This is a genomic window from Mucilaginibacter ginkgonis (assembly GCF_009754905.2).
Classification (GTDB): Bacteria; Bacteroidota; Bacteroidia; order Sphingobacteriales; family Sphingobacteriaceae; genus Mucilaginibacter; species Mucilaginibacter ginkgonis.
Window position 1 is genome coordinate 3,292,078 of sequence record NZ_CP066775.1, and the last position, 13,189, is coordinate 3,305,266.

Sequence of the window (13,189 nt, forward strand, 5' to 3'; positions counted from 1 at the left end):
GCGATTTCTAAGCTTCGCTGTTCTGTACTATCTAAAATTGCTTTAAACGCCCGTATGAAAAAATTTTGTACTTGTTTTTTAATTCTTGGAGTTGCCGTACTTGCTTCGTGTAAGAAGGATACCATGACAACTACTGATACCGGTACGACGCCTGTAACGCCCACAGCGCCGGTAAATAAAATTGCCCCTGATGGCTTTAATTTTAGCACTACCCAAAATGTTACGCTTAATTTAACGCTAAAGGCGAATGATAACTCTCCTTTAGCAGGCGTAGTGGTAAGCGTTTACCTGCCGGATGATGCTACCTCAGCCGTTTTTAAAGGTGTTACCACTAAAAGTGGTACACTTAACGCTACAGTGAGCATCCCTGCCAGCTACAAGCAAATCGTTATCGATCCGGCTTATGTTGGTATATTAAGAAATGCCCTGGCAAACATCAACGGAACAACTGTTACCGCGACCATTGGCGGTACAGGCGCGTTTAGCGGCGACATTGTGCCACAAGCCATTACGCCAACTTCTGTTTCGACGTTAACTTCGTTATCAAGCAAGCAAACGCAAAGCTCGTCGACTACAGAATACGGATACCCATCGCCATATACGTCAACATCAAATGCAATTAACTCGCCGATAAGCGCGGGTGTGCCTAAATATTTAGAGGCTAACAATGACAATGTTCCAGCATCGCTGTTAACTTACATTAACGCTTCATTGCCTGAAGGTTCAACTGTTCCGGATCTGCATCCGCAATACATTTCTACAACTGCGGTGAATGTGATCAACGTAACAGCTACAGCTGATATCTACGTAACGTTTGTTTCTGAAGGTGCAGGCTATTATAATACGCTTGGATGGTATAGCTATTCTACGAGCAACCCGCCAAGCGCAACAAGCGGCGGTACCAATAATGATGGTATTAATAAGGTAACCATGGTTTTCCCTAACGCCAGCGCGTCAGGTTCGGGTGGTGGCTTGGTTGCAGGCAATAAAGTAAAACTCGGCACTTTCCAGGCTGGTACTACAATAGCTTTTTGCTTATTGCAGAATGCATGGGTACAAAGCAACGGTAACTACGGAATAAGTCTTACCGGCACTAAATTCTATTCTCAGGACGCATTGAACCCCGAGTCGACCTCCTCTCTGAGAAGACATCAGGTTTTACTTTATGACAATGTGAATAACCTTTTCCTAGCAGGTTTCGAAGATATCAGTCGTGCATCGGGACAAGGCTCCGACAACGATTTTAATGACCTTGTTTATTATGTTACCTCATCAACCGGCAGCGCAATATCTGCAACAGGTGTTGTGGCGATAGACAAAGGCGGCGATACAGATGGCGACGGTGTGCCTGATACGCAAGACGCTTTCCCGAACGACCCGAACCGGGCATATGTTTACTACTATCCGTCGGCAACAACATTTGGTAATTACGCTTTCGAAGATAACTTCCCTAATAAAGGCGATTATGACATGAATGACCTGGTGGTTAAATACCGATACGCGTTTGATTGTAACGCATCTAACCAGGTGGTTGACATGCAGGGCGATTTCCAGGTTGCTGCTGCAGGTGCCTCATTCAAAGACGGTTTTGGTTTACAAATACCGGTAGCGTCATCGGCAGTAACATCTGTAACCGGCCAGCAGTTAACAAGCAACTATATTACGCTGGCATCTAACGGTGTAGAAGCCGGCCAAAGTTATGCGACTATTATTCCGTTCGATAATTACAACAACCTGGTGAGCAATCCTAACGGCACATTCTTTATCAATACCTTAAATGAGCTGGGCAAGGTAAATAGTTCTACCGCACATGTGCAGGTTAACTTTAACAACCCGGTGCCGGTAAGCAATTTCTACTCTATCAACCCATTCATTATTTGTAACCTTAAACGTGGTTATGAAGCCCACATGGCTAATTATCCGCCAACAGATAAGGCAGATAAAACCCTGTTTGGTACAGGTGATGATAACTCGAACCTGGCCACAGGCAGATATTATCTGTCTAAAGAGAACTGGCCATGGGCGGTTCAATTCTCTGGTGATTACACTTATCCGCTCGAGCGTGTAAACATCATTTCGGCATATCCGCACTTTGCAGACTGGGCAGCAAGCGGTGGTACCAGCTTTACCGATTGGTACAGCAGCTTACTATCTGGCTTTAGGGTGACCAACAACCTCTACACCAAATAAATGACAAATAAGAAAGGCCTCCGATTGGGAGGCCTTTCTTGTTATGTTTAATGCGGGATACTTAATTTAAACGGTATGGTACGATCATAAAGAATTCGGGGATCTGCACTTCGAATAGCGTGTTGTCCATCGTACGAATCATCTGATATTCGCCTTTCATGCTGCCCATATCGGTTTTAAAGTTACAGCCGGATACATATTCGTGTGATTCACCCGGCTGGATAACCGGCTGTTCGCCTACCACACCTTCGCCTTCTACTTCACGGTGTACACCGCTCGAGTCAAATATGTCCCATCTGCGACGCAGCAACTGAATGGTATAATTGCTCAAATTCTCTATGTTGATCTTATATGCAAACATAAAGTGATCCGACTCAGGGCTCGAATATTCGGGCTGATATTGCGTTTCTACAGAAACTTTTACGCCGTCTGTAATGGTAGTGGTCATAGCGATAAAGTGTAAATCTATTGATTGCCAATCAATAATCAAGCCATCACGGCGTAATTATCATGCACCTCGGCCAAAATGTCTTCTACCTCGTCCACGGTGGGTGCCTGAACCAGCCTCATTCGATATTCTTTAAAGTTTTCTATGCCTTTAAAGTAGCTGGCATAATGGCGGCGCATTTCAAAGATACCTGTCTTTGGGCCCTTCCATTCTACAGACCTTTGCAGGTGCGTGCGGCACACATTTATACGTTCCGCAATGGTTGGGCCTTCCAAGTGTTCACCTGTTTTAAAGTAATGTTTTATCTCACGGAAAATCCATGGGTAACCAATGGCGGCACGGCCTATCATCATACCGTCAACACCATACTCAAGGCGCCAGTCGGCAGCTTTTTCAGGGGAGTCGATATCGCCATTACCAAATATCGGAATGTTAATGCGTGGGTTCTTTTTGATCTCGCGTATCAGTGTCCAATCTGCAACACCCTTATACATTTGCGCGCGTGTCCGGCCATGTATGGTAAGTGCTTTAATCCCTACATCCTGCAAACGCTCGGCAACTTCATATACGTTTTTGGTAGTGTCGTCCCAACCCAAGCGCGTTTTAACGGTAACAGGCAAGTGGGTAGCATTTACAACAGCTTTGGTCATGGCCACCATTTTGTCGATATCCTGCAAAAGGCTTGCACCAGCCCCCCGACAGGCCACCTGTTTAACCGGGCAGCCATAGTTAATATCCATCAGATCGGGGTTGGCCTGGGTAGCTATCTCTGTGGCCTCACGCATGTGGTCAATGTCACTCCCGAAGATCTGAATGCCTATCGGACGCTCGTACTCGAAAATATCCAGCTTTTGGCGGCTTTTGGCCGCGTCGCGGATCAATCCCTCGGATGAGATGAATTCGGTATACATCATGTCTGCGCCGTTTTGCTTACATACATAACGGAAAGGCGGATCGCTCACGTCTTCCATCGGCGCCAGCAGGAGCGGAAATTCGCCCAAATCAATATTTCCAATTTGTACAGACATGCAGTATCTTAGTGCAAAAATACAAATTTTATACCTTTTATGACAGAAACGGCTACCAGCCCGATGCGACCTGCCTTTCAGTTCCTTGTTTTTGTACTTTGTGTATTGGTTGCCGTGTTTGCAGGCAACATTTTAGCCGGTGCCGTTGTGGCTATTGCTTACGGCAAAGACACGCTTATAGATATTGCTAATTTAACGGTAAGTGATCCGCAGGCTGCAAAAGCCTTATGGGTATTACAGGTTATTGGCACTACGCTGCCGCTTTTTATCGCGCCGGTGTTTTTCTCTTATGTAGTTGCTCGCGAGCCCAAGACCTACCTGAAATGGAGCAGGCCTTTTCCATGGCAGTTGATATTTATTACGCTGATGATCATGTTCTTCTCGCTGCCTGTAATGGAGCAGTTAACAGTAATGAATCAAAAACTTAGCCTGCCCCCTTTTTTGAAAGGTATTGAGCAGTGGATGCGCGATTCTGAACAGAAGCTTGAAAAGCTGACACAGCTGCTTTTAAAAATGGATACGCCCTGGGACATGATCAAAGCATTATTCTTAGTAGCAGGGGTTACGGCGGTGGTTGAAGAGCTAACCTTTCGAGGGGTTTTGCAAACCATATTTTTGCGTTGGACAAAAAACCATCACATAGCTATCTGGATCACAGCGATACTTTTCAGCGCCTTTCACATGGAGTTTTTTGGTTTTCTGCCAAGGCTGATGCTGGGCGTCTTCTTCGGTTATTTTGTTTATTGGACCGGAAGCGTATGGTCATCTGTGTGGGCGCATTTTATCAATAATGCGTTGGCAGTGGTAGCCACGTATTTGTATCAGCACAAGACAATCACAACCAACCCTGATGATGCACAATCTTTTAATATGCCCATATACATTATGAGTATTGTGTTGGTTGTGAGTTTGCTTTTCACGTACAGGAATATAGCCATTGCCGGCAAAAAGAAGTTATTTACAGATGGAGATTGATTGGGTGAAGATATTTAGCAGTACAAACTTTTACCGCAGCGAATTGGTGAAGCAAATGCTGGTGAGCAATAGTTTTGACGCCGTGCTGCTAAACAAGCAGGACTCGTCTTACGGGGCTTTTGGCAGCGTAGAAGTGTATGTGCATAAAGGCGATTTTAGCCAGGCACTGGAATTAATGATTTTAAATGAGATTGATTTAGCAATATGAGGACGCGTGCTATAACCGGTGTTTTATTTGTATTAGTGATGATCGCTTCGGTTTTGGCCGGTGCACCAACTTTCGGCTTCTTCTATCTTATGCTGTCTCTATTATGCCTGAAAGAGTTTAATAAGCTTAGTAAACAAGCGGGCAACAAACCTAACGAGGTATTAGGTTACGTAAATTGTGTGGTGATATATGCCGCGTTCGCATTGCTGAATTATAAGGCATCTTTACCAAACCCGGGTGATTTCACGTTTCAGGTAAACAAGTTCTTTTTCATCCTCCCGGTGACCTTAGGCGGCATCTTTGTCGCGGAGTTATTTAAAACGAATGACAAACCATTTGCCAATATTGGCTTTACCTTTTTAGGGATCATATTCGCGACACTGCCCTGGAGCTTTTTCCACGCGCTTGCATATGCAGGTAATGGCTTTAATAATCACATCCCGATGGCATTTCTCATCATGCTTTGGAGCAACGACACAGGAGCTTACCTGAGTGGCAGATGGCTTGGCCGTACAAAACTATTCGAGCGCCATTCGCCTAAGAAAACCTGGGAAGGCTTCTTTGGTGGCGTGCTGATAGCGGCAATTGCGGGTTATGTGTTAAGCATATTTTTTACAGAACTAACATGGAACGTGTGGGTATCTATGGCGGTGATCATCGGCTGTGTAGGGACGTTGGGAGACCTTGTTGAGTCGATGTTTAAACGCAGCCTGAACATCAAAGACAGTGGCGGCATATTGCCCGGGCATGGCGGCTTGCTTGATAGGTTTGATGGCTTACTGCTTGCTGCCCCGGTTGTGTACTCATACCTGTACTTTATTTCAAATTCGTAATTTTACGTTTTAATATATCATGACCATACATAAAGAAGGATATACCTCGATAGCACTTACGGTGCTTTTCATATTTGTACTTAACGCGGTAATACAATTTTATTTTCCGCAGGCAATGGCCTTAAAATGGTTTATTTATATACTGTCGGCATTATTATTTGTCATCATTCTGCAGTTTTTCCGCAGTCCGTTCTTTGACATCCCGACAGACGAGACCAAGGTACTTTGCCCTGCTGACGGCAAAGTGGTAGTGATCGAAGAAACTGACGAAACAGAAGTTTTAAATGATCGCAGGCTGCAGATCTCTGTATTCATGTCTCCTATAAATGTGCACGTTAACCGCAACCCTATAAGCGGTGTGATCAAGTATTTTAAGTATCACCCCGGTAAGTACCTGGTAGCATGGCACCCAAAATCATCTACCGAAAATGAGCGTACAACCATTATGACCGAGAATAGCAACGGAACGCCGGTACTATTCCGCCAGATAGCCGGAGCTTTAGCACGGCGCATTGTTTGGTATGTAAAAGAAGGCGATGAAGTTGCACAAGGTCAGGAGTTTGGCTTTATTAAATTTGGTTCTCGGGTAGATATTTTCTTACCTTTAGGTACCAAGGTAAACGTAAACATTGGCGATGTGGTAAAGGGTGGACGTACCATCCTTGCCGAATTAGCCGAATAATCAATTAAGATATGAAGAAATTAACATTGATGCTGGCGCTTGCATTTTCAATCAGCGCGATAAACACCTTCGCTGCAGATAAAGACAAGCAGGCAGAAAAAGAGAAAAAGGAAAAGAAAGAACAAGCCATGATGAAACTGGCACCGGGCAAGTCATGCTCAAAAAAGTGCGCCGATAAGGAAGATAAAAAAGAAGAAGTTAAAGCTGAGAAGAAAGCTTAATTCTACAAAGCAATATTTAAGCCCCGTCCGCTTTGCGGATGGGGCTTTTTGTTTATTAGAAGGTCTGCAACAAACTATCCATTTTTAATCAGATAACTTTTAAAAGCATCGAAATCATTCGGTAATACCACTGTTTGTTTTGGTTTTCCTTCCAAATCCTTTACTGATGCCGGCACTTCTATAGCGTCCGCAATTTCAGGCGTAAACACATCCGGGAATTTGCATGGATGGGCAGTAGACAGGAATACACCTGCAACCTCATCATTGGTGTTGTCTGCTTGCCAATCGGTCAAAGCTTTCCAGGCAATAGCGGTATGCGGGCAAACCACATAATTGTATTTGTCAAAAACCTGTTTTATGGTCGTCTCTGTCTCTGCATCCGTATAACTATAGCCGGTGATCTGCTGGTTGAGACCTTTAAGATCATCTTTAAACATATCCATGATGCGCACCCAGTTGCTTGGGTTGCCAACGTCCATAGCGTTAGACAACGTTTGCACCGACGGCTTTGGCTCATATTTTCCTGATTTTAAAAACTGCGGAACAGTATCATTCGCATTGGTTGCTGCGATAAAATGTTCAACAGGCAAGCCCATTTTCCAAGCCAATAGTCCTGCGCCAATGTTGCCGAAATTTCCGCTCGGCACAGCAAACACAACCTTACTTTTGCCTTCGCGCAATAGCTGGGCATAGGCATTGAAATAATAAAACGTTTGCGGTATCAACCGGGCAATATTAATGGAGTTGGCAGATGTGAGCCTGAATTTTTCATTTAGTTCGGCATCGCCGAAGGCTTGTTTTACCAGCGCCTGGCAATCGTCAAAAGTGCCGTCGATCTCTATAGCGCGAATATTTTGGCCATTGGTAGTCAATTGCTGTTCTTGTATAGGGCTTACTTTACCTTTTGGATAGAGAATGGTTATCCGTGTATTCGGAACGCCTAAAAAGCCTAACGCTACCGCGCCACCCGTGTCACCGGAGGTGGCCACTAAAACGTCTAATACCTTTTCGCCGTCTTTTAGGAAATATCCCATTACACGGCTCATAAACCGGGCGCCAAAATCTTTAAATGCGAGCGAAGGGCCATGGAAAAGCTCAAGCACATAAACATTGTCTCCAAGCTTTACTACAGGCGCGTAAAAGTTGATCGCATCGTTAATAATGGCTTTCAGGTCATCTGCAGGGATAGCATCTTCTAATAATGCAGAAGCAACATGAAAAGCAATCTCGGAAAGCGTGTACTCATCCAAGTTGTCAATAAAATTTGCCGGTAATTGCGGAATAGTTACAGGCATGTACAAACCCTTATCCTGGGGCATGCTGTTGAACACGGCCTCCTTAAATCCTACCCGCAGATCGGGGTTATTGGTACTGTAAAAATCCATTTATAGCGCTTGCGATGAGTTTCAAAGATAGTGAAATATGCCTCACCCCAGCCCTTCCCAAAGGAGTGGGAGATAGAAAAGGGCAAAACAAAAGCCCTCTAAGAAAATCTTAAAGGGCTTGTTAAGGATGTGTTTTAAAGTCCTCTCCTTTGGAGAGGATTTAGGTGAGGCTCCTACACCGCGTCTGACAGCGAACTAAATGTAAAGTCGCGGATCTTCATTGGCGGGATCAAAGCGCTTTGGAAAGACTCTCCGCTTACTGCGCGTTCCGTTTTGCCCAACGCTTCCAGATTGTTGAGCATGATCACCGGGCTCTCGTTAAACCTAAAGTTTTTTACCGGGAACTTGATCTGTCCGTTCTCTATGTAAAAAGTACCATCGCGGGTAAGGCCGGTATAAAGTAAAGTTTGCGGGTCAACCGGGCGAATGTACCACAAACGGGTAACCAGTATGCCTTTTTCTGTTCCTTTTATCAGATCTTCTAAAGACTGGTCGCCGCCATCCATGATAAAGCCTCCCGGATATGGCACTTCTGGAACACCTTTTTTCTTAGCCCAATAGCGCGAATAGAACAGGTTTTTCACCACGCCTTTTTCTATCCAGCTGCGTTTCACTGCGGGCTGGCCATCGCCGGTATAGTTACTTGTTGGCAGGCGCGGGTCCATCGGGTCTGAATAAATGTTTACACGGGGATCCACCAATTGCTCACCAAGTTTAGTACCGCCACCTTTTTTACTTAAAAAGCTGCGGCCTTCGTCGGCACTACGTGCGTCAAGTCCGCCGTAAAGCTGTTCCAGCAACACAATGCCTGCCGAAGGTTCAAGGATCACCGTATATTTCCCCGGCTCAATTGCGCGGGCCGTTACTGAACCTGTAGCCTTTTGTGCCGCGATCTTTGTAAGCTTCAAGGTATCCATGTCGTTATAGTCCTCAAAATCTCGCGAAGCGTAACCGGAACCTTTGCCATCTGCCGTACGCAAGGTAATCGAGAAATTAATATCGCTCGACTTGTTGTAATTGAACAAGCCGTGCGAGTTCATGGTAGAGCTGAACGCGCCCTGGTTTTGTAAGAAGCCCGCCGCGGTAAGGTTGTTATCCTTAGCTACCTGCAAACTTTGTGCAACCATATCTGTACGAATCTTTGGCGGCATATCGCCGGTTTTGGCGTCGTAAAGTTTTGGGTTCAAAGGGTCATAGGTTTGCGGGTCTAAATAGTTCATAAATTCCGGGTTCTCCGGCGCTAATTGCGCCAACTCTTCCGATTTACGAACTGCCTTTTCCAGCGACGCGTCGTCGTATTCATTTAAGGTAACTGTACCCTGCTTTTTGCCAAAAGCAGAAGCAATTACCATTTGTGTTTGGCTAACGCTGCCGCTGGTAGACACCGAATTGCGCGCGTAACGTATGTTGCCGCCGATAGATCCGCTAAAGCTGATCTCGCACTCATCGGCTTTTGAAAAACTAAGCGCCTTCTTCATTAAAGCCTGCGCTTCTTCCTGACTAAATATTGCCATGATCTTAAATCTTTCTTGCTGTGTTGATAACATTAACTCCATTAAACCTTGCCGTTGCCGAGCCGTGCGACACAGCGCTTACCTGCTGGGGCTGGCCCTTGCCGTCAAAGAATGAACCGCCTAAACGGTAGTCGCTTTGGTCGCAAACACCTACGCATGAGTTCCAGAACTCCTGGGTATTTGATTGATAGGCAACATCGTTTAGCATGCCCGCGATCTTGCCATTCTTGATCTCATAATATAACTGACCGCTGAACTGGAAGTTGTAACGCTGCTGATCTATTGAGAAAGAGCTGTCGCCAACTATGTAGATACCTTTCTCAACATTCTTGATCATGTCATTCTGTGTAAGCGGTGTTTTGCCTGCCTGTAGCGACACGTTTGGCATACGCTGAAACTGCACGTCGCTCCAGCTATCTGCGTAGCAGCATCCCTGCGAAGCATTCAGCCCGATAATGTGCGCCTGGTCGCGAATGGTTTGGTAGTTAACTAAAACACCGTCTTTTATCAAGTCCCACCGGCCGCATTTAACGCCTTCATCATCATACCCAACCGCGCCTAATGAACCTTTTTGGAGTTTGTCTGCAACGATATTTACGTTCTTGCTGCCGAAATTAAACTTACCAGACTTCCATTTATCAAGCGTTAAAAAGCTGGTACCTGCAAAGTTGGCTTCATAGCCCAGCACACGGTCGAGCTCTGTAGGGTGGCCAACCGACTCGTGAATAGTTAGCCACAAGTGGGAAGGATCCAGCACCAGGTCATATTTGCCCGGCTCTACAGATTTTGCGGCAATTTTTTCGCCGCCCTGCGCGCCTGCAAAGCCTGCATCTTCAATCATATCATACCTGTCGCGGTAAAGTGGGGTAGGCATACCTTTAATTTTTTCGCTATCACTTGGCGTCAGGTATTCATAGCCTAAACCCCTCGGCGCGCTTAACGCGTTGCGTGTCTGGAACTTGCCTGTTTTCGTATCTATTTTAGTTGCGTAAAAAGTAGGCCAGATGCGGTGGACATCCTGGTCTATGTAAGAACCGTCTGATGATGCGAAATACTTCTGCTCATTAACAGAAAATATGATCGAGGTAACGTAATTAGAACCCGCTTTCATGGCAGTATCGTTCACCTTCAAAAGCAGATCTACCTTATCTTTTATCGGCACTTCGAAAGAGTTTTTTTCGATAGGCGCTTTCCAGCTTACTTCGCCGTAACCTTTTTGCGGCGCCAGCTGAACCGGTTCGCTTTGTATACGCGCGTTCTCTTTAGCAATGGCAACGGCAGCAGTCGCCGCTTTTGCAATGCTATCGTTGTCTAACTTGTCAACCGCGGCAAAGCCCCAGCAGCCGTTAGCCAGCACACGGATACCCATGCCGAAACTTTCGGTATTGACTACGTTCTGTACCTTTTCTTCGCGGGTTACTACAAACTGGCGCAGGTAACGGCCAATGCGTACATCTGTATAGGTTGCACCTTTAGCACGGGCCGCAGTAAGGGCAACATCTGCCATACGTTTTTTGAGCGCCACATCAATGCCCCCGCCCAGCGCCTGCTCTACCGAAATAGGCGCTCCTATCACCGGGATGCCTTTTAGCATGGCGCCACCAATGCCCATACCGGTGAGATAGATAAAATTTTTCCTATTCAAAATGATGGAATTAAATTGTGAATAATAAGACTTACAAGAAATCGGTCAGATAGTAGTTGGCTAAATATATCAATTGTTTTGTTACAAAAGCAAGGGATAGAATTAGATATCTATTTTTCTATCAGTTGTTGTTGGTCGAATTAATTGGGGAGTGGAATATTAGTTTTGAATAAGAATATCGGTCAACCTGATGATCATTCATTTCAAAAATTTTCTTGGCGTTGCCTGCGTAGCAGGACCGCGCTTTTCATTACAAGTCCTCGTCCCAACGAACTGTTGCCACTGCGGGCTTTTCATTGCAATCGCTAACGCTTAAAAGCTTGTCATCCAAAGCGCCGTGAAGGATCTTATGCTCACGCAAATCCATATCAAAAGGTTTATATAAATTAGCTAACTGATCCTTATGAAAAAAAACATTCTCCTCGCAATATTCTCCGGCTTGCTGATGTGGCTTGGCTGGCCGCCGTCGCGGTTTATGAACATACTTTTATTCGTTGGCTTGGTGCCAATGCTCGTCGCGATAGAAAACATCATCGGCTCCGCATCAGACAAAAAAGGCAGGCAAATATTTACCGTAGCGTTTATAGGGTTTTTCGTATGGAATACGCTGTCCATCTACTGGGTGTACAATTCGGTAAAAATGGTAGGCGATTTGATAGCCATACCCATTAGTCTAATTCCGTATTCACTGGGACCACTATTGATAGCCTGCGCCTGCTGGCTTTATTACCGCATGCGTGTGGCGGCCAACCGCAATATCAGTTTGGTGGCATTAGTTTGCTTTTGGATAGGGTACGAGTACATCCATCAAACCTGGCCGCTGGCATTCCCATGGATGACTCTGGGTAACGGCTTCGCCGTAAGCCATCAATTAGTGCAATGGTATGAATATACCGGTGTTTACGGTGGTACAGTTTGGATATGGCTGGTTAATATTTTGATCTTCCTTTATTACCGCGGATTGCTTGAGGCGCAAACCGCCCGCACAAGAAAGTTTACTATCCTTTCGGTGGCATTAGCAGTTATACTGCCTGCGGGAATTTCATTGGCCAGATACTATTCCTTCAGTGAGCAAAGAAACCCTTCGGACATTGTCGTTGTCCAACCAAACGTAGATCCCTATGCCAAAGAATTCAGCATACCTGTGTATCAACAGATTGCTACATTGACACACCTGTCAGACTCATTGGCTCAAGCCAATACAGAATACTTTATTTGGCCAGAAACGGCCATTCCTGATCCGGCTTTAGACGAAGAACACATCAACACGAGCCCTGTTTATGCGCAGGTAAAATCATTTTTAAATAAGTACAAGAACGCCAACTTGATCACCGGGGCAGAGACGTTTAAAATATTTAATAACCAGGCAACAATAACTGCCAGCCCCATGCCCGGCGGGCAGTTTTTCGATAGCTACAACGCGGCGCTAAGTTTAGAGAATAGCGACAAGGTTCAATTCTATCACAAATCTAAATTGGTGCCGGGTGCAGAGACTATTCCTTTCAGCCAGTTATCCTTTTTAAAGCCGGTATTCGCGCATTTGGGAGGTGCGGCGGGAAGCTACGCGGGTCAGCCCGACGCGGGTGTGTTTTACTCGCAAAGCGGCATAGGTTCAGACCCGGTTATCTGTTACGAATCTATTTGGGGCGAATATGTTGCCAGGTCGGTTGAGAAGGGTGCACAGTTTATCGCCATTATCACCAATGATGGGTGGTGGGAAAATACATCCGGCAAAGATCAGCACCTTGACTATGCCAAACTGCGCGCTATAGAAAACCGACGCTGGGTGGCCCGGTCTGCCAATACCGGCATCTCCGCTTTCATTAATGAGCGTGGAGATGTGGTTCAACGTACCGGCTGGTGGGTACGCACAGCGATCAAACAAGACATTAATCTAAACTCCGACCTGACGTTTTACACGAAGCACGGGGATTATATCGCGTATGTCGCTTGCTTTTTAGCGGTAATAGCGATGATATGGATGGCAACGAGGGTGAGGCTTGTGAAGAGAATTAAAACGATCAACTAACACGAACGCCATCGCGATACGCCAACAGCGG

The 13,189-nt window shown here is 45.6% G+C and carries 12 protein-coding genes; 7 read left to right on the top strand and 5 right to left on the bottom strand.

Features of this window, described 5'->3' with window-relative positions:
* Window positions 1–123 precede the first annotated feature (123 nt).
* Complete coding sequence (locus tag GO620_RS15295) at window positions 124–2,190, top strand: LruC domain-containing protein (RefSeq protein ID WP_244139420.1); 2,067 nt, start codon at window positions 124–126, stop codon at window positions 2,188–2,190.
* A 61-nt stretch (window positions 2,191–2,251) separates the two neighbouring features.
* Here the strand turns inward: GO620_RS15295 and apaG are convergent, their stop codons facing one another.
* Window positions 2,252–2,638, bottom strand: coding sequence for a Co2+/Mg2+ efflux protein ApaG (gene apaG, locus GO620_RS15300; protein ID WP_157524632.1), 387 nt, complete (start codon window positions 2,636–2,638; stop codon window positions 2,252–2,254).
* 38 nt (window positions 2,639–2,676) lie between these two features.
* Window positions 2,677–3,666: a tRNA dihydrouridine synthase DusB gene (gene dusB / locus GO620_RS15305; RefSeq protein WP_157524633.1), complete on the bottom strand. Its 990-nt coding sequence runs from the start codon at window positions 3,664–3,666 to the stop codon at window positions 2,677–2,679.
* A 39-nt stretch (window positions 3,667–3,705) separates the two neighbouring features.
* On the opposite strand from dusB, the gene GO620_RS15310 reads away from it, so the two are divergent.
* Genes GO620_RS15310 through GO620_RS15330 form a run of 5 tightly spaced genes read left to right on the top strand, consistent with a single transcriptional unit; the run spans window position 3,706 to window position 6,585 of the window.
* Window positions 3,706–4,641, top strand: a complete 936-nt coding sequence (locus GO620_RS15310; RefSeq protein WP_157524634.1) for a CPBP family intramembrane glutamic endopeptidase — start codon at window positions 3,706–3,708, stop codon at window positions 4,639–4,641.
* Window positions 4,631–4,849, top strand: coding sequence for a putative signal transducing protein (locus tag GO620_RS15315; RefSeq protein ID WP_157524635.1), 219 nt, complete (start codon window positions 4,631–4,633; stop codon window positions 4,847–4,849). Before GO620_RS15310 ends, GO620_RS15315 begins: the two co-directional genes overlap by 11 nt.
* The gene (locus tag GO620_RS15320; protein WP_157524636.1) at window positions 4,846–5,682 is read left to right on the top strand and encodes a phosphatidate cytidylyltransferase; all 837 of its coding nucleotides are present in this window, start codon (window positions 4,846–4,848) and stop codon (window positions 5,680–5,682) included. Before GO620_RS15315 ends, GO620_RS15320 begins: the two co-directional genes overlap by 4 nt.
* Window positions 5,683–5,701: 19 nt before the next feature.
* Window positions 5,702–6,364, top strand: coding sequence for a phosphatidylserine decarboxylase family protein (locus tag GO620_RS15325; protein ID WP_157524637.1), 663 nt, complete (start codon window positions 5,702–5,704; stop codon window positions 6,362–6,364).
* An 11-nt stretch (window positions 6,365–6,375) separates the two neighbouring features.
* A complete protein-coding gene (locus tag GO620_RS15330) occupies window positions 6,376–6,585 on the top strand; it encodes a hypothetical protein (protein ID WP_157524638.1) in 210 nt (69 codons plus the stop codon).
* Window positions 6,586–6,659: 74 nt separating this feature from the next.
* Here the strand turns inward: GO620_RS15330 and thrC are convergent, their stop codons facing one another.
* The 3 genes from thrC to GO620_RS15345 form a co-directional block, all read right to left on the bottom strand.
* Window positions 6,660–7,970, bottom strand: coding sequence for a threonine synthase (gene thrC / locus GO620_RS15335; RefSeq protein WP_157524639.1), 1,311 nt, complete (start codon window positions 7,968–7,970; stop codon window positions 6,660–6,662).
* A gap of 173 nt (window positions 7,971–8,143) precedes the next feature.
* Window positions 8,144–9,484, bottom strand: a complete 1,341-nt coding sequence (locus GO620_RS15340) for a TldD/PmbA family protein (protein WP_157524640.1) — start codon at window positions 9,482–9,484, stop codon at window positions 8,144–8,146.
* Window positions 9,485–9,488: 4 nt separating this feature from the next.
* Window positions 9,489–11,129 (bottom strand): TldD/PmbA family protein, encoded by a 1,641-nt coding sequence (locus GO620_RS15345; RefSeq protein WP_157524641.1) that lies wholly within the window; start codon window positions 11,127–11,129, stop codon window positions 9,489–9,491.
* A gap of 403 nt (window positions 11,130–11,532) precedes the next feature.
* Between GO620_RS15345 and lnt the strand changes: the two genes are divergently transcribed.
* The gene (lnt, locus tag GO620_RS15350; protein ID WP_157524642.1) at window positions 11,533–13,158 is read left to right on the top strand and encodes an apolipoprotein N-acyltransferase; all 1,626 of its coding nucleotides are present in this window, start codon (window positions 11,533–11,535) and stop codon (window positions 13,156–13,158) included.
* The last annotated feature ends 31 nt before the right edge of the window (window positions 13,159–13,189 follow it).